Raw genomic sequence first — 16,024 nt, 5'->3', positions numbered from 1 at the left:
CCCAACCCTAGCCACCCTAATCCTCCTAACCACCGCCTGCACAACCCAAACCACCCACATCTACAAACCCGACGGCACAAAACAATGCGAACCCGCCACCACCACCCTCACCGACAGCACCAACCAGCTAACCGACGCCGGCATTAAAGTACTCAACTCAACCTGCGCCACCCAAACCGGCATGGCCGTAATAACCGTCTGCGGCGCCCCAACCCTGGGCATCCACCTCCACGAAATCAAAACCAGCGATGTACCGCAAGCCAAGCGCCTCGGCTATGAAGAAGCAAATAACCTGATCAACAAAGACCGCGGCACCGGCTATGAGACCATCGACTGCCCCAGCCCGGATTGAAATGGCCAGATGCCTGCATTATGGTTAAGCCAAGCAGGGATTGCAGACTCTCCTCCACAAGCATCGGACAGCCTCCATATCCCACCAGATAATAATGATTATGCTCGGGATGAACGGGTAGGGCGGTAGCGTGCCCTAAACCATCGGGAAACTACCCCAACGGACTTTGAACACCCGCAAAACCTTGTCCAAGTACATGGGTATATATCTGAGTCGTCCGAACATCGGCATGACCCAGCAGGGTTTGCACGGTACGAATATCGCTGCCACGGCGCAGTAGTTCGGTAGCAAAAGTGTGTCGAAAGGTATGGCAACCTGCGGGCTTGCCAATACCGGCGCTTCTCACAGCCAGTTTAACTGCACGCTGAATGGTGCTGACATGTATGTGATGACGCACACTCTGGCCTTCATCGTCAAGACAGATGGCACTGGATGGGAAAAACCACTGCCACTCCAGTGAACGAGAGGCATTGGGATACTTGCGCCGCAGCGCAAAAGGCAGAGAAACGGGAATCTTGTAAAACGACTCATGGTGTTTCCATCCGGTCTGGATTTGCTCTTTACGTCGCAACAAAGGAGCAATCAGTGAGCTGGGCAGCAAGGTGGTTCGGTCCTTGCCACCTTTACCGTCCCTGACGGTGATGACCTGATGCTGGAAATCGATGTCCTTGATCCTTAGCCGCGCGGATTCCACCACGCGAAGCCCGGCGCCATACATCAGCGATGCCAGTAACTGATAAGGATCAGTCAGACGTTCTATGATCGACATCGCCTCCTGGTGGGTCAGTACCGTAGGCAGCCTGGGCGGGCGCCTTACACGAACAGTATCGCCAATATCACCCAAGGGACGCTCCAGCACCCGTGCATAGAGGAACACCAAGGCATTGAGTGCCAGATTCTGCGTGGCAGCGGCGACCTGACGATCAGTCGCGAGCCAACTGAGGAACGTGCTTACATCGCCAGGACCCAGCTCCAACGGGTGGCGCATGCCATGGTAGCGAATGAAGTAGCGAATCCAGTACCAGTAGCTTTTTTCGGTACGGATACTGTAATGATTCAACCGAATCACCGAGCGAAACTGCTCTTGAAGGCGAGGTTTGGATGGGAGATGATCCATTGGGAAAGTCCTTGCTGTTCTTTTATACAGTAGTAATGGTTGCGTGAAAGGTCGAAGTCAAGCGAATACGGGGCGTTTTGTGACAGAGGTGACAAGTTGATGATTGGTAAAGGGTTTTGGGGGTGGTATGAGGCTGCGCTGGCGGAGTTATATCGAAAACACTGTTATGTGTTAGTGCCGCGTGCGGTCTAATCACTGTTAAGTTCTTGGGAGTTCTGTGAAGATTCGATACATAAAACTAGGTGATGGTGGAAGATGGGAGCGCTACTGCATAGAGGATCAGCAGACGCTTAGACTCGGGTACGAAAGCCCACATCATCAGGAATCGTTGAGTGGCGACTGGGATACCGTTCGCAATTTTTGGCTTTCTGCTAGAAATGGAAATCAAGGCGCTGCGAGCAGGGACTTGAATCAGATTCGTGATTTTTATGAGCTTTCAGAAACTGATATATGGATTACATTTTTCCAGAGAAAGATGTATTGGTGTCACGCTCATGAAGAAGTCCATGAGCTTGAAGACGGCAGCAGAATCAGAAACGTCATTGGCTCATGGAGTTGTTACGATAAGAACGGAAACCCGCTTTCCATCGAGAATATCGATGGCAGGATCACAAAAGTTCAGGGATATCGTGGCACTATTTGTGGGGTCGAGCTTCCAGAATACCTGCTTAGAAAAATTAACGGCGAAGTCCAGCCTGAAATTCAGTCAACGAAAGAAGCCTTGGCTGCCTTAAAGCTGAATATCGAGAGCCTTATCAAAGGGCTGTGGTGGAATGACTTTGAACTACTCGTTGACCTGATTTTTTCCCAGTCCGGTTGGCAGCGGATTTCCGTGTTAGGAAAGACAGAGAAGGACATCGACCTTGACGTCTTTTCTCCTGTTACGCAGAAGCGCGCGTTCGTCCAGGTAAAATCCACTACAACAGCAAATCAACTCCAAAGCTACCGTGAAATATTCAACCAATACCATCAGTATGATGAAATGTATTTTGTCTTTCACACCTTTTCAGGAGATATTGAGAAGCTGAACATAGATGACCCAAGGGTTGCTGTATGGGATATTTCAAGAGTGGCCGACTTGGTTATAAATGCAGGCTTGATTGATTGGCTGCTTGCGAAGAGAACTTAACAAGCGGCTGCACAGCGACCGCTTTTCCGCCGCTGCGCGGCTCCAAACCGGCGCGTGAGCCGGACGTTACGCATCAAGGAGGAACTTTGAAATTTAAGCGAATTCTCCAAAGTGTCACCGGCATTTCGACGCCAATATTCGGAATACAGTGGGCACCTCCACAATGGGCCAGTGATCTGGCCGAGGAAACGCTGGTTTACTTATCTGGCAAACGAGTTTTGTTTAACCGCTTTGGCATGGAGGATGCGGGGCATTGCATCCAAAGTGTCGACAACATTCGCAAACATTTAGATAGCCAGAGACAGAAACTCCAAGGAAACAAAGAACTTGATAAATCTCTAGTAGCTATGCAGCGAGCATGTAGAAGGTTCATGGATTACGTGGGACACCCTAAGTATTCAGGGTTCGAAAAGCCGATCCAAGAAAGCATTCTTGAAAATGAATTACAAAGATTGCGATCCTCAATCGGCAAGCAAGTCGCCACTCTAAGCATATCCTTCGGCGTGGATGTTGAGGATGAACTTGCCTCTACAATCACGTTCAACAACATCGAAAATACATAACAAAGTGGTCAACGGGACGCCAACTACGCTGCGCTCCGTTGCCGCCCGTTACCGCTGGCGTTATGAGGGCAAAACGAGGTTCGGAAATTGATTCATAATTGTTCTTCTTGCTCACTCGCTGAGACATGGTTTGAAGAAGAAGGGTCCGATGTCTATCTCAACCTGAACAGGGTTGCGACAGAGAAAGATCTTGAAATGGACCATTATCTTGAATACGAGGGACAGACAATCGAGACTGTGAGAATCACCGTGGCTTTCTGCCCATTTTGCGGCCAAAAACTCGGAAGTAGCGAAAATCCGATCGTGCCTGAGTTTCAGCACCATAATTTTGGTGGCAGGAAGTGAGCGCTCATAACCAAGCGCAGCACTACACAGCCTTCGGCTGTCGGACGCTCGCAAGCTCGCGCCGGTGTGCGCGGCGTTAAATTCCTACCGGAGAATAGGTAATGTCTAAATGGATAGATAGGTTCAATAATCATGCTCTAATAGGCGTGTGGGCTAACCTATTAGAGTTGACTCAAGATGAGAGCCTTGAAGGAGCTACGGAAGACATTGTTGAGGATGTTGCGAGGCTGAGAAAAGTAATATCCTATTTGAATGGGGCTTTTGAAAGTATTGACCCTGAACTAACTCCATTCAACCATTTAACAAATCTCCAAAAGAGTGCGCAAAATTGTATTAACGAAATTAATGCATACAAGGGGAATAAAAATTCTGGCCACCTAACAAACGCAAATAATCATGCGGATACGCTTCTTATTCAATTTCAGCAAACGCCAGCTTCAATACATGCGATTAGCCCTGAAAATATCAAGGAATCTGTAAGTGCATATTCAGAAACAATCGGATCATACATATCAAAATATAAAAATGAGACTGAAAAATCCGTTAGTGATTTATCTGAATATATTACTAAATTAGATCGCGAGGTTGAGAAAAGGGAGGCTAAGCTGGCAGAGTTGAGCGTTCAGATTGAAAATGTTGAGCAAACAATTCAAAAGCAAACGTCTGAATTTAACACTCAGTACCAATCAAGTGAAAAATCACGGTCTGAGAAGTTTGAAAAAGAGCTGGAAAATTACTCTCAGCGTTCAGAAGAAAATATTGAAAAATATAAAAATAAAGTCGATGAGGAATTTGGCAGTCTTTCCCTAAAGGCGGGTAAAATAATTGAGGTATTAACTACACTTCAGGATGATGCTTCCAAAGTTTACGGCGTCACCATTAATACACTACAGGCTGGGGCATATTCTTCTTATGCAAATAATGAAGAGAAGGTCGCTAATAGATATCGACTGTTTGCGTCGCTTTTAATGCTTATAGGGGTTGGTTTCTTAGTTTTGCCTGAAATAAGGCTGATATTTGAAAATGGAAACTATGTTTTTGACTGGGTAAAAGTAGTTGGCAGAATCCCTCTTTCATTAGTGGTTTTCGTCCCTGCGTTTTACTTTGCGAAAGAGTCTGGAAAGCATCGCGTAAACGAAATTACAAATAGGCGTCGACAGCACATACTGACAACCTTAGATCCATATGTTGAGCTTATGGATCCTCAAAACGCTGAAGACCTTAGGGTGCATGTTGCAAAAACAGTATTTTCTGAAGTCTCTTCTTCTAGTGAATCCAAGGAAAGCGAAACAGGAAATATATTATCGCAACTAGCCAATCTTGCGAAGCAGATCAAAGGTGGCTGAATTTAACAAGCGCATGTTTCGGACTGGTTTTCCGCTGCGCTCCAAACCAGCCGCAAATGCGGACGTTATGCACAAATCAATCGCAGGGAGATCGCATGAATTTTGACGCACTTGCTTATCCAGAGAAAATCATAATCGCCGGTTCTGAATTTAGTGGTCAGCGCGATATGTCGAAAGGCACAATCTTAGTTCCATATACTGACGAGCCGGACGTAGGTATAGGCGATATAATTACTCAGAAGACTGGAAAGCGCGAAGTAGAACTCAAGGTGATTGACGCTCAATTTCAGCCTGGCGGAACTCTTGGCGTAGGAACTAAACATAATAATTTGCTAAAACTTAAAGTAGAAAATTTTATGACACAACCGCACACGACAAACACTCAATCCTCTATTTTTAACATTGGCTCAATTACTGGTGAGCAGGTTCAGGTTGGAAGCAATAACTCTCAAATTGTCAATATTAGCGTTCAAAGTCTTGTGGAGGCTGTCGCAAAAAGTGGTGACCAAGAGGCAAAGTCGGCGCTAAGAAATCTGCTGGAAAACAGCACAGTAGCAAGTATTGTTGGCGCTGGGGCGGCAGCTCTCCTGGGGCTCTTGTAAATGCATAACAAGTTGCTTAAACCGTTCGCTTCGCTCACTGGGACGGGCTAAAGCCCGCCCCTTAGCTTATCGTTAGATTTTTGTATGCCAACGAGGAATGGGCAACGTATAAATTATGAATAAAGAGCTTGAAAAACTTGTAAACCCTCCTTGGATGAAGTCTGTTCAAAGGATTCAAAAGCAGACCAATATGGCTGCGTTGGCATTCCAAGAATCTGAAGCTATGCGTTCAATCAGAAAGCTAAGTGAATCTACCAAGCTTGCTTCCTTCGCATTTAGTGAATCGGAACTAATTAAATCCGCTCGCATGGTTTCAGAAAGTAGTAAGTTGGCATCGCTCGCACTCCACGAGTCAGAGGCCATGAGATCAATCAGAGAGCTAACTGAATCAAGTCGATTTGCTGCACTTGCACTGCAAGAATCAGAAGCATTGAAATCATTTAGAGCTGTTTCGGAATCGACCCGATTGTCTACTATGGCATTGCAACAATCTGAAATGGCGAAGCAACTTCAAAGCCTAGCTGTATCAAGTCAATTTGTATCAATTGCTTTAAAGCAATCGAAAGCGTTTAAAAACATATCACAGCTAAACAATCTCGCATCATTTAAAGCTTTATCTCGCCTAGAAAACTCGCCGTTTTTTGAAAGCTCAGCTTTAGCATTTGCGGCTGAAATTGATTTTTCAGAGACTCTTGATGAATCTCTTATAGAAATAGACGCGGAAGTAAGTGAAGAGATATTATCCGCAACTGATTTTAATGCTCTCTCGGAAAAAACAAAGAGCATTTTAGTCTACTTATACCACGCTTATTTTTTGCCTGTTTTTTTGAGTTTCCTGTCTGCATATGTAATGACAAACGCAATTGAAGCCAGAAAAGAGACCGTTGCTATAACAACGCCGTCAGAGGCTAAAGCTTTTGTTAAAGAGCTAAATGAAAATTTCGACCATGCTGCTCTAAAAGGGTTTCGTGTTATAACCGCCAACACCCTGAATTTTAGAGAAAATCCTGGAATGAAATCTGAGATCATCACAACGCTACCGGTTGGAACGTTGGTTGAAGTCATTGATAAATCCGACCGGTCATGGCTTCTTGTGGAGGTTGAAATTGACGGTATTCTTGAGCAGGGTTGGATCTCTAGACGTTACACAGCTTATTTCAAATAAATCTAACAAAGCGCTGCTGTCGGAAATATCAGCCCTGCAGAGTTTGAACGCAAATGCGCATAACAGTGTCTACTTTTTGTGGGCAGGACCACTGAAGGAGTATAAATGCACAAAGGTAGCTGTTTGTGTGGTGCAGTTTCATTTCGCTTACGGTCTGAACCCAAGGCGGTAGCGAACTGCCACTGCAGAATGTGCCAAAAGCAGCATGGCGCTGCATTTGCTACGTATGCCAGTGTGCCCAAATCTGATTTGGAGTATCTGGCGGGGCAAGAGCTGCTCACCTCTTATAATTCATCCGGGAGCGTCATCAGAAAGTTCTGCAGTGTTTGTGGCTCCAACGTTGAGTGGAGCGGTAGCAAAAAGTTTCCGGGCTGGGTATCTATAGCTGTGGCATTACTCGACACCAGTTTCGCCCCCAAAAGCATAAAAGATATTCATCTGGAGTCCAGGGTGTGCTGGTTATAAAGCAGCTTCAAGGTATGTCTCCAATTTTGAACAAGGTCTCGGGAAACATGGGGGCGTCACATCACCCATCGCGCAAGCAGTAAGTAAGGACCAACAATGCCCAGCCACCCCTTTTCGCAAGTCAACGTATTTTCAAACAATCCTCTTGGCGGTAACCCGCTGGCGGTGATCCATGATGCGGATGACTTGAGCGAGGATCAGATGTTGACGTTGGCGCGTTGGACCAACCTTTCGGAAACCACCTTTCTTATGCGGCCAACGCACCCGGAGGCGGATTACTCGGTGCGTATCTTTACCCCTGGCGGCGAGCTGCCGTTTGCCGGGCATCCGACGTTGGGTTCTTGTCATGCCTGGGTTTCGGCAGGCGGGGTTCCCATCAATCCGGATCGTTTCGTGCAGCAATGTGGTGTGGGTTTGGTGAGTATCAGGAGACACGAGGGGCGGCTTGAGTTTGCGGCGCCACCGCTGATACGGTCAGGCCCCGTCGATGATATTACCCTCGGACAGATTGCCGGAGCGCTGGGTTTATCGGTGTCTGACATAGTGCATCATCAATGGGTCGACAATGGTCCGGGGTGGTGCGCTGTCATGCTCGATTCCGCTGAGAAAGTGCTTTCGATCAAGCCCAACTGGGTGGCTCTTTCCCCATTCAACCTTGGTGTTGTCGGCCCTTACCATGCCGGTTGCGAAACCGCGGTCGAGGTCCGGGCATTTGTAGGCAGTGAAGGGTGCGAGGATCCGGTAACCGGCAGTTTGAACGCGAGCCTGGCACAATGGCTCATAGCTGCTGGCGTGCTGCGCTCGTAAGCGCTCCATAAACCCCATCTACAACCAAGGCTATGGCCGCGCCATGCTGATCTCCCATATTCTCTTTGGAGGTTTTCCGCATGATGCGCCCTGGTGCCAAAGTTAAGAAGGTCTACCTGTACCCCAAGCCGGTGGATTTCAGAAAGTCGATCGACGGGCTGTCAGCCCTGGTCGAACTGGATATCAAAGCAGCGGTGTTCGACCCGGTGCTGTTTGTATTTCTCAATCGGGCCCGCAACCGGGTCAAGATCCTGTATTGGGAACGCAACGGGTTCTGTTTGTGGCTCAAGCGTCTGGAGGCAGAGCGATTCAAGGCACCACCGGATATCAGGGACGATGCCATTGAGCTGACTGCCAAAGAACTGAACCGCCTGCTGGACGGTTTTGACCTATGGGGTAATCGCCCACATAAGGTGTTGAGGCCGCGCTATGTAGCCTGACGCTGGTATAATCCATGGCATGATTTCACCTTCCGAGTCCCTGCCGAATGATCCCAATATGCTCAAGCAAATGCTGCTTGAGGCACTGGCTGGACGGCAGTCGGATCGGAATACTATCCAGCTGTTGCAGGAAGAAAACACGCTGCTGCGCCAGCGTCTGTTCGGGCGCAAGTCAGAGCAAATTGCCGACCCGAACTCGCCGCAGCTGGGCATGTTCAACGAGGCTGAAACGTTAGCCGAAATACCTGTCGACGCTGATGAAGAAACCGTAGCACCCACGTCAGTGAAAAAGCGTGGCAAGCGCAAGCCACTGCCGGCGACGTTGCCCCGCATCGAAGTGGTACATGAGCTACCCGAGCAGGAGCTGACCTGTGACTGCGGCTGCCGCAAACAGGCCATTGGTGAAGAAACCAGTGAACAGCTGGAGATCATCCCGATGCAGATCCGGGTGATCAAGCACATCCGCAAGGTCTACGCCTGCAAGGGCTGCGAAACCGCTCCGGTCACGGCTGACAAGGCGGCTCAACTGATCGAGAAGAGCATGGCCAGCCCCAGCGTCCTGGCCATGCTGCTGACAACCAAGTACGTCGACGGCGTTCCGCTGCACCGCTTCGAGAAAGTGTTGAGCCGCCATGGCATCGAACTGTCCAGGCAAACCCTGGCACGCTGGGTGATTCAGAGCAGTGAACACCTGCAGCCGCTGGTCAATCTGATGCGTGACAGACTACTGGCCAGCCCACTGATCCACTGCGATGAAACGCGGCTACAGGTACTGAAAGAGCCGGACCGTGATCCCACCAGCCAATCCTGGATGTGGGTACAGACCGGCGGGCCACCCAATCATCCAGTAGTACTGTTTGATTATACTTCCAGCCGTGCGCAGGATGTACCGCTGCGCCTGCTGGAAGGCTATCAAGGTTACCTGATGACCGATGATTACGCTGGCTACAACGCTGTGGCCAATCAACCCGGTGTAGAACGACTGGGCTGCTGGGCACATGCCCGCCGCAAGTTCATCGAAGCACAAAAAGCACAGCCCAAAGGCAAGACCGGGCGCGCCGATATGGCGTTGAACCTGATCAACAAACTGTACGGCATCGAACGTGAAGGCAAGGATGTAATTGACGAGCAGCGCTTGCTGCTACGCCAGCAGAAAAGTGACCCTGTGCTGACTCAACTTAAAGGCTGGCTGGACAAAACACACGGCCAGGTCACGCCACAAAGTGCTTTGGGTAAAGCAATCGGCTATCTGGCTAACAACTGGAGCAAACTGATCCGTTACACCGAAGCGGGTCACTTGCCAATCGACAACAACCCAGCCGAACGCGCTATCCGTCCGTTCGTCATTGGTCGCAAGAACTGGTTGTTCAGTGACACAGCCAAAGGCGCGCACGCCAGTGCGTTGATCTACAGCCTGGTTGAAACCGCCAAGGCTAATGGGCAAGAGCCCTACGCCTGGCTGCGCTATGTGCTTGAGCGATTACCGTTAGCTAACAATGCAGACGATCTGGAAGCGCTGTTACCTTGGAACTGTGGGCCGATCGCTATTTACTGACCTGCTGCAAGGTGGGGTTTATGGATCGCTTACCTGCGCTCGCCCTATATTGCCTCTCAGGGCACGGCCATGCAGCGCGCTGGGCGCGTATATATGCGCCAGTCGGCCGGCGACATCTGGGTGGGAGGCGACGTTGTCGATGTTATCAAGGGTGAAATCAGTATCTGAATGCTGCAGCCTGGCCTTTCGTTATGCATCAGGGGAAACCAATGCTTGAACCCGTAGTACAGGAAGAAACCAGCGGATGCGGAATCGCGGCGGTCGCCAATATTCTGGGCAAGACATACGCTGAGATGAAGGCCATAGCCAACGCCATGGGTATCCATGCTGCGGACGAGTCGCTGTGGTCGGATACGCAATATGTCCGGCGCATGTTGTCGAGCGCGGGCGTCCAGACTTCCACTGATGAGCTGCCTTTTGCGTCCTGGGATGCATTGCCTGATGTGGCGCTATTGTCCATCAAGCACCATCAGGAAGAGGGTAGGAACTTCTGGCACTGGGTTGTCTTCAAGCGTATTGATGGTCGCCCCCTTGTCCTGGATTCGGCGAGCTATTTGCCGTCCAATATCCGTGAGGACTTTCATGCTATGCAGCCCAAGTGGTTCATTGAGGTGAAGAGTGCATAACAAGGCGCGCGGCGTAAAACCACACTGCAGAACCGCACAGGAAAACCCAGAATGATGAAGCTGCTGTTGGTCATTGCCCAGGCCTTGCTGGAGGCGGCCATTGCCGCTCAGCCAGGGACGCACATCGTCAGGTCAGAGGCGCTGGTTGGGAAATAACATGCAGAACAGATATGGAAAACTTGCTTCCTGGGTCTATCACCTGGACAAGCCCATCGGCCACTCTTTCGGCGATCTGGAATATTACCGCCAGCGTCTGAGCGGGTGCGATGGCGCTGTGCTGGAGCCTGCCGTTGGCAATGGCCGAATCTGCGTGCCGTTGTTGGAGGCGGGTTTGGCCATCGAAGGTTTCGATACATCGCAAGACATGATGGAGTATTGTCGCCAGGAGTGTCTGAAGCGAGGCTTGGTTGCGCCGCTGACATGCCAGACATTCGATAACTTCCACTACGAACACCGCTTCGCGGCCATCATCCTGCCGGCGGGATCGTTCCAGTTGATCACGGATACCACCTCGGCCATAACCGTGCTCAAACGGTTTCACGATCATCTGCTTCCTGGTGGAAGGCTGATCATGGACATCGACTCCATTGAAAGCGTCATGGAGGATTCGAGTCTTGTGCGCAGTTGGGCGGTGAATGAGGACGAACTGCTTACGCTGAGCAGTCAGCGGGCCAAGATCGATCATATCAATCAAACGATCCTTTCTCATCTGCGCTACGAGCACTGGCGTGATGGCGCGTTGCTGTGTACCGAGCTCGACCTGTTTCACTTGCGTTGGTGGGGCGTCGCGGAGTTGACGTTGGCGTTGCGGGAGGCTGGCTTCGTGGACGTGGTGGTGTCGGGCGATTACCAGCATGGACGTCCACCGCGCCAGGGTGACCAGATTATCAGCTTTGAAGCGACACGCGCCGATACTTGAGTTGATCGAAATTGAAACCGGGTTCCCCTCCTGATTAGGCGGACACTTCAGAAAAGCCTCATCCGATCAGTTCCAGGCTCTTGCGGAAAATGCGTAATAATTTCCGGCTGGCATAAAGACATGCAGCGCGGAGCAAGGGTAAATATCTGACAATGCGCTAGAATCGCTCACTGGAGAGGGCTACAGTCCGCCCTTCAGCTTAATCGTTAGATGCCAAAGACGGAGAATCAGATGCATCAAGACGAAGTTAAAGCAATATTCGATCAACAGGCTGCCGGCTACGATACGCAGTGGGCTAAAACGGCACCGATCAAGGATTGCCTGTACTTTCTGCTGGAGTCGTTGTTTGCTGAGTTGCCTGCTGACGCCCGAGTTCTCTGTGTCGGAGTGGGAACGGGAGTGGAGCTGGCTCATCTTGCCCAAAAGAATCCTACGTGGCGGTTTACTGCGGTAGAACCTTCCGGCCCCATGCTTGATGTCTGCCGGCAGCGGGCGGAAAAGGCGGGGTTTGCGTCCCGTTGCTATTTTCACGAAGGCTATCTTGATTCGCTCCCGGCCACTGAGCCACATGACGCAGGCACTTGTTTTCTGGTGTCCCAGTTCATTCTCGATCAACAAGCACGCTCTGAGTTCTTTCGGGAAATATCAGGCAAGCTCAAGTCGGGTGGGATTCTTGCAGTTTCTGATCTGGCCTCGGATGTGGAGTCATCCGAATATGAAGTGTTGCTTCGCGCTTGGGTGAACATGATGGCAGCAGCAGATATTTCGCCCGAGGGGATAGAGCGCATACGCAAAGCTTATGCCAATGATGTTGGCGTTCTTCCACCGAGTAGGGTTGCGTCAATTATTGAGTCAGGCGGGTTCGAGCCTCCCGTTCAGTTCTTCCAGGCTGGACTGATTCACGCGTGGCTGTCAAAGCGTGCCCAGAGCAGTACCACCTAGTTCAGGCGTTTCAGGTATTTGTGATGATTCGAGAATTTGTACCTAGCGATATGGACTCCGTGCTTGATGTATGGCTCTCCGCATCAATAAAAGCTCATGACTTCGTGGAATCCGATTTTTGGCGGTCACAGTTGGAAAATATGCGCAACATATACATTCCGGCTTCTGAGGTTTATGTTTACGAGGATGAGTCAGGGCTGTTCGGGTTCTGTGCCCTTCTTGAAGACCAGTTGGCGGCGATTTTTGTTGCGCCAGAGGCGCAGGGAAAGGGAATAGGGAAGTCCCTTCTTTTGCATGCCAAAGCTAGAAGAAAGACTATTACTCTGTCCGTCTATAAAGCCAACTCCTCAAGTATCAATTTCTACAAATCACAAGGGTTTTCGATTGTCGGAGAGAGTTTGGATGGCGCCACAGGTCATGAAGAGTACATCATGCAGTCGCTATAAAAATTTCAACAAGGTGCGGGGTTTTAAAACCACACAGCTGGAGCCGCACAGGAAAATCCAGAATGAAGCTACTGTTGGTAGGAGCAAGCGGTCTGGTTGGCAGCCATGTGCTGCAACGTGCGCTGGCCGATGAGCGTATCAGTGAGGTAGTGGCCCCTTCTCGTCGCCCGCTGGATGAGCATCCGAAGCTGTCCGCGCCGTTGGTTGATTTCGAGCAGCTTCCAGCCGCCGCCCCCTGGTGGCAAGCCGATGCGGTGATATGTACCCTTGGCACCACCATGAAGCTGGCCGGGTCCAAGGAAGCGTTCAGGCGAGTGGACTATGACTATCCGCTGGCGGTGGCGAAACTCGCCCGACAGCATGGCACGCTGACCTATGTCCTCAACTCTGCAGTGGGGGCCGATGCGACATCACGTTTTTTCTATAACCAGGTTAAGGGGGAGTTGGAGCGGGATCTGGCCGGTTGTCAGTTCTCCTCGCTCACCTGTGTGCGGCCGGGCTTGATCAGCGGGCCACGTCAGGCGTTTCGGCTGGGAGAGCGAGTGGCGGAATGGGTACTGAAACCCCTCGGCCCGCTTCTGCCCCGGAGCTGGCGCATTAACCCGGCTGATAATATTGCCCAGGCCTTGCTGGAGGCGGCCATTGCCGCGCAGCCGGGTGTGCATGTCGTCAGATCAGAGGCGTTGGTTTGAGCTGGGCAGGGTAGGTTGAAGGCCCGAGGTCATCAAAGTGGAGCGCAGAAGTGACAGCACTCAAGTACCTGAGCGGTTACAGCCAGGACCTGCGAAACCGGGTGCAGCAACTGATCGACACACATGAGCTCCGTCCCTGGCTTGAGCAGCGTTACCCGCCGGAAGCCCAACATCTGATCCAGACCGATGCTGCCCTGTACAACTACACCCAGCGGCTCAAGCAGCAGTACATGCGCAGCAGCGACCCGGTCAGCAAGGTGTATTTTGATACCCGCATGCACGTTATCGACAATGCCCTGGGTCAGCACCACTTTGTCAGCCGTGTGCAGGGCAGCAAGCTCAAGCGCAAGAACGAAATCAAGGTCTCGGCCCTCTTCAAAACCCTGCCCGAACCTCTATTGCGCATGATCGTAGTGCATGAACTGGCACACCTGCGCGAGAAGGAACACAACAAGGCCTTCTACCAGCTGTGCCAGCATATGGAGCCGGACTATCATCAGTTGGAGCTGGATTTGCGGTTGTTTCTGACCTTGGGAGGATAGATCGCCATGAATACCAAGGACCTCCGTAGTGCCAAGCGGCCCGCACCTGACCAGGAACTGGTCGATATCGCCGAGTATGCCGTCAGGCATGAAATCGATAGCACAGAAGCGTATGAGACCGCGCGTTATTGCCTGTTGGATAGCCTGGCCTGCGGCATGCTGGCTTTGCGGTATCCGGCGTGTACCAAGTTGCTTGGTCCGGTGGTCGAAGGCGCGGAGATGCCGAACGGCGTAAGGATTCCTGGTACCCATTACCAGCTTGAGCCGGTCCAGGCTGCCTGGAACATCGGCGCCATGATTCGCTGGCTGGATTTCAACGATACCTGGCTGGCCGCTGAGTGGGGGCATCCATCCGATAACCTGGGCGCAATCCTGGCGGTGGCGGATTACCTTTCCCGCAGGGCAGTGCTCCAGGGTAAAGCGCCGCTGAAGATGCGCGATGTTCTGACCGGCATGATCAAGGCCCACGAGATTCAGGGCGTCATTGCGCTGGAAAATGCCTTCAACCGGGTTGGCCTGGATCATGTGATGCTGGTGCGCATCGCTTCTGCCGCGGTATGCGCCGCTTTGCTCGGCGGGACCGAAGAGGAGGTTCTTGGCGCCGTTTCCCACGCCTGGATTGATGGCTCGGCGCTGCGAGTCTACCGGCATGCACCGCAGGCGGGACCTCGCAAGAGCTGGGCGGCCGGTGACGCGTCCAGCCGGGGGCTGCGTCTGGCCTTGATTGCCCTCAAGGGCGAGATCGGCTATCCGGCAGCTTTGTCGGCCCCGGTCTGGGGATTCGAGGATGTGCTGTTCAAGGGTGACAAGCTGCGGTTCACGCAGGGCTACAGCAGCTACGTGATGGAGAACATTCTGTTCAAGATTGCGTTTCCAGCCGAGTTTCATGCTCAAACCGCCGTTGAATGTGCCTTGGCCTTGTATCCCGAGGTGCATGGCCGGCTTGATCTCGTCGATCGAATCAAGGTCGAAACCCAGGAAGCCGGCATGCGCATCATCAACAAGACCGGGCCGCTGGACAACCCCGCCGACCGGGATCACTGCCTGCAATACTTGATTGCCATTCCACTGATTTACGGAGAGTTGACGGCGAAGCACTATGAGGACGCCGTGGCCATCGATCCGCGCATTGATGCACTGCGCGGCAAGATGGAGGTGGTGGAGAATGCCGCCTTCAGTAGGGACTACCTTGATCCTGCCAAACGCTCTATCGGCAATGCCATCCAGGTGTTTTTCAAGGACGGCACCAGGACCGAGCGTGTCTCGGTGGAGTATCCGATTGGCCACCGCCGCCGCCGGGCAGAGGGTATCCCGCTATTGTTGGAGAAGTTCGAGGCGGCCGTGGCCGGCCATTTCGGGCCAAAGCAGGCGGCAGCGATCCTGGCCGCCTGTGATTGTCAGCAGGTGCTGGAGGAGATGCCGGTGAACGAGTTCATGGATTTGTGGTATCTGTGACCAGGTTTGAGGGGGCGCCCCACTCAATTGTTATGCGTTAAGAGAGGCTCAATGCTCAAGTCAGTAGTACAGGAGGAAACCACCGGATGCGGAATCGCATCGGTTGCCAATATTCTGGGTAAAACATACTCAGAAATGAAGGCGGCAGCTAATGCCATGGGGATCTACGCTTCGGATAAGTCGCTGTGGTCGGATACCCAGTACGTTCGATATATGTTGTCGAGTGAGGGTATTAAAACCTCTGCGGACGAAGCCCCATTTGAATCCTGGGAGGCGTTGCCCGATCTGGCATTGCTGTCCATCAAGCATCATCAGGAAGAAGGTAAGGATTTCTGGCACTGGGTTGTGTTCAGGCGCGTGAATGGCCAACCCTTCGTACTGGATTCAGCCAGTTACCTGCCTTCCAATATCCGTCAGGATTTCCATGCGATGCAGCCAAAGTGGTTCATCGAGGTCCAAAATACATAGCAAGGCGCTGTTGCAGCCGCCTCCAAAGCGTCGCGTTAGGAATGAATA

At 51.6% G+C, this 16,024-nt stretch carries 19 protein-coding genes; 18 read left to right on the top strand and 1 reads right to left on the bottom strand.

Annotated elements, in window-relative coordinates:
• On the top strand, positions 1-352 hold a 352-nt coding region (locus CQ007_RS18970), incomplete at its 5' end, for a hypothetical protein (RefSeq protein WP_158256789.1).
• Between the two features lie 151 nt (positions 353-503).
• Here CQ007_RS18970 and CQ007_RS16635 read toward each other — a convergent pair.
• On the bottom strand, positions 504-1,469 hold the full coding sequence (locus tag CQ007_RS16635; protein ID WP_105646954.1) for an integron integrase: 966 nt from the start codon (positions 1,467-1,469) through the stop codon (positions 504-506).
• A 217-nt stretch (positions 1,470-1,686) separates the two neighbouring features.
• Here CQ007_RS16635 and CQ007_RS16630 point away from each other — a divergent pair, with 217 nt between their 5' ends.
• The 17 genes from CQ007_RS16630 to CQ007_RS16550 all read left to right on the top strand — a co-directional run bounded on the left by CQ007_RS16630 (position 1,687) and on the right by CQ007_RS16550 (position 15,976).
• Complete coding sequence (locus CQ007_RS16630; protein WP_105646953.1) at positions 1,687-2,598, top strand: restriction endonuclease; 912 nt, start codon at positions 1,687-1,689, stop codon at positions 2,596-2,598.
• Positions 2,574-3,161, top strand: a complete 588-nt coding sequence (locus tag CQ007_RS16625; protein WP_146114601.1) for a DUF6650 family protein — start codon at positions 2,574-2,576, stop codon at positions 3,159-3,161. Before CQ007_RS16630 ends, CQ007_RS16625 begins: the two co-directional genes overlap by 25 nt.
• A 446-nt stretch (positions 3,162-3,607) precedes the next feature.
• The gene (locus CQ007_RS18865) at positions 3,608-4,852 is read left to right on the top strand and encodes a hypothetical protein (protein WP_146114600.1); all 1,245 of its coding nucleotides are present in this window, start codon (positions 3,608-3,610) and stop codon (positions 4,850-4,852) included.
• A gap of 95 nt (positions 4,853-4,947) precedes the next feature.
• Positions 4,948-5,454: a hypothetical protein gene (locus CQ007_RS16615; protein WP_105646951.1), complete on the top strand. Its 507-nt coding sequence runs from the start codon at positions 4,948-4,950 to the stop codon at positions 5,452-5,454.
• A gap of 115 nt (positions 5,455-5,569) precedes the next feature.
• Complete coding sequence (locus CQ007_RS16610) at positions 5,570-6,619, top strand: SH3 domain-containing protein (RefSeq protein WP_105646950.1); 1,050 nt, start codon at positions 5,570-5,572, stop codon at positions 6,617-6,619.
• A gap of 105 nt (positions 6,620-6,724) precedes the next feature.
• Positions 6,725-7,084 (top strand): GFA family protein, encoded by a 360-nt coding sequence (locus CQ007_RS16605; RefSeq protein WP_105646949.1) that lies wholly within the window; start codon positions 6,725-6,727, stop codon positions 7,082-7,084.
• 96 nt (positions 7,085-7,180) lie between these two features.
• The gene (locus tag CQ007_RS16600) at positions 7,181-7,891 is read left to right on the top strand and encodes a PhzF family phenazine biosynthesis protein (RefSeq protein WP_105646948.1); all 711 of its coding nucleotides are present in this window, start codon (positions 7,181-7,183) and stop codon (positions 7,889-7,891) included.
• Positions 7,892-7,971: 80 nt separating this feature from the next.
• A complete protein-coding gene (gene tnpB, locus CQ007_RS16595; RefSeq protein ID WP_231702300.1) occupies positions 7,972-8,331 on the top strand; it encodes an IS66 family insertion sequence element accessory protein TnpB in 360 nt (119 codons plus the stop codon).
• A gap of 19 nt (positions 8,332-8,350) precedes the next feature.
• Complete coding sequence (locus CQ007_RS16590; RefSeq protein WP_105646947.1) at positions 8,351-9,886, top strand: IS66 family transposase; 1,536 nt, start codon at positions 8,351-8,353, stop codon at positions 9,884-9,886.
• Between the two features lie 209 nt (positions 9,887-10,095).
• The gene (locus CQ007_RS16585) at positions 10,096-10,512 is read left to right on the top strand and encodes a hypothetical protein (protein ID WP_105646946.1); all 417 of its coding nucleotides are present in this window, start codon (positions 10,096-10,098) and stop codon (positions 10,510-10,512) included.
• 157 nt (positions 10,513-10,669) lie between these two features.
• Positions 10,670-11,431: a class I SAM-dependent methyltransferase gene (locus tag CQ007_RS16580; RefSeq protein WP_105646945.1), complete on the top strand. Its 762-nt coding sequence runs from the start codon at positions 10,670-10,672 to the stop codon at positions 11,429-11,431.
• 231 nt (positions 11,432-11,662) lie between these two features.
• Complete coding sequence (locus CQ007_RS16575) at positions 11,663-12,373, top strand: class I SAM-dependent methyltransferase (RefSeq protein ID WP_105646962.1); 711 nt, start codon at positions 11,663-11,665, stop codon at positions 12,371-12,373.
• 23 nt (positions 12,374-12,396) lie between these two features.
• Positions 12,397-12,819, top strand: coding sequence for an N-acetyltransferase (locus CQ007_RS16570; protein ID WP_105646944.1), 423 nt, complete (start codon positions 12,397-12,399; stop codon positions 12,817-12,819).
• 62 nt (positions 12,820-12,881) lie between these two features.
• A complete protein-coding gene (locus CQ007_RS16565) occupies positions 12,882-13,511 on the top strand; it encodes an NAD-dependent epimerase/dehydratase family protein (RefSeq protein ID WP_105646943.1) in 630 nt (209 codons plus the stop codon).
• A 50-nt stretch (positions 13,512-13,561) separates the two neighbouring features.
• A complete protein-coding gene (locus CQ007_RS16560; RefSeq protein WP_105646942.1) occupies positions 13,562-14,053 on the top strand; it encodes a M48 family metallopeptidase in 492 nt (163 codons plus the stop codon).
• A 6-nt stretch (positions 14,054-14,059) separates the two neighbouring features.
• Positions 14,060-15,508: a bifunctional 2-methylcitrate dehydratase/aconitate hydratase gene (locus CQ007_RS16555; RefSeq protein ID WP_105646941.1), complete on the top strand. Its 1,449-nt coding sequence runs from the start codon at positions 14,060-14,062 to the stop codon at positions 15,506-15,508.
• A 51-nt stretch (positions 15,509-15,559) separates the two neighbouring features.
• Positions 15,560-15,976, top strand: coding sequence for a hypothetical protein (locus tag CQ007_RS16550; protein WP_105646940.1), 417 nt, complete (start codon positions 15,560-15,562; stop codon positions 15,974-15,976).
• The last annotated feature ends 48 nt before the right edge of the window (positions 15,977-16,024 follow it).

The sequence above is a fragment of the Pseudomonas sp. MYb185 genome, from assembly GCF_002979975.1.
Lineage (GTDB): Bacteria > Pseudomonadota > Gammaproteobacteria > Pseudomonadales > Pseudomonadaceae > Halopseudomonas.
This window is presented reverse-complemented; position numbering and strand designations above follow the sequence as displayed.

Excerpts from the sequence above, each read along its gene's own strand:
- CQ007_RS16635 (WP_105646954.1), bottom strand. The coding sequence starts at position 1,469 with ATGGATCATCTCCCATCCAAACCTCGCCTTCAAGAGCAGTTTCGCTCG.
- CQ007_RS18865 (WP_146114600.1), top strand. The coding sequence starts at position 3,608 with ATGTCTAAATGGATAGATAGGTTCAATAATCATGCTCTAATAGGCGTG.
- CQ007_RS16615 (WP_105646951.1), top strand. The coding sequence starts at position 4,948 with ATGAATTTTGACGCACTTGCTTATCCAGAGAAAATCATAATCGCCGGT.
- CQ007_RS16610 (WP_105646950.1), top strand. The coding sequence starts at position 5,570 with ATGAATAAAGAGCTTGAAAAACTTGTAAACCCTCCTTGGATGAAGTCT.
- CQ007_RS16605 (WP_105646949.1), top strand. The coding sequence starts at position 6,725 with ATGCACAAAGGTAGCTGTTTGTGTGGTGCAGTTTCATTTCGCTTACGG.
- CQ007_RS16600 (WP_105646948.1), top strand. The coding sequence starts at position 7,181 with ATGCCCAGCCACCCCTTTTCGCAAGTCAACGTATTTTCAAACAATCCT.
- tnpB (WP_231702300.1), top strand. The coding sequence starts at position 7,972 with ATGATGCGCCCTGGTGCCAAAGTTAAGAAGGTCTACCTGTACCCCAAG.
- CQ007_RS16590 (WP_105646947.1), top strand. The coding sequence starts at position 8,351 with ATGATTTCACCTTCCGAGTCCCTGCCGAATGATCCCAATATGCTCAAG.
- CQ007_RS16585 (WP_105646946.1), top strand. The coding sequence starts at position 10,096 with ATGCTTGAACCCGTAGTACAGGAAGAAACCAGCGGATGCGGAATCGCG.
- CQ007_RS16580 (WP_105646945.1), top strand. The coding sequence starts at position 10,670 with ATGCAGAACAGATATGGAAAACTTGCTTCCTGGGTCTATCACCTGGAC.
- CQ007_RS16575 (WP_105646962.1), top strand. The coding sequence starts at position 11,663 with ATGCATCAAGACGAAGTTAAAGCAATATTCGATCAACAGGCTGCCGGC.
- CQ007_RS16570 (WP_105646944.1), top strand. The coding sequence starts at position 12,397 with ATGATTCGAGAATTTGTACCTAGCGATATGGACTCCGTGCTTGATGTA.
- CQ007_RS16565 (WP_105646943.1), top strand. The coding sequence starts at position 12,882 with ATGAAGCTACTGTTGGTAGGAGCAAGCGGTCTGGTTGGCAGCCATGTG.
- CQ007_RS16555 (WP_105646941.1), top strand. The coding sequence starts at position 14,060 with ATGAATACCAAGGACCTCCGTAGTGCCAAGCGGCCCGCACCTGACCAG.
- CQ007_RS16550 (WP_105646940.1), top strand. The coding sequence starts at position 15,560 with ATGCTCAAGTCAGTAGTACAGGAGGAAACCACCGGATGCGGAATCGCA.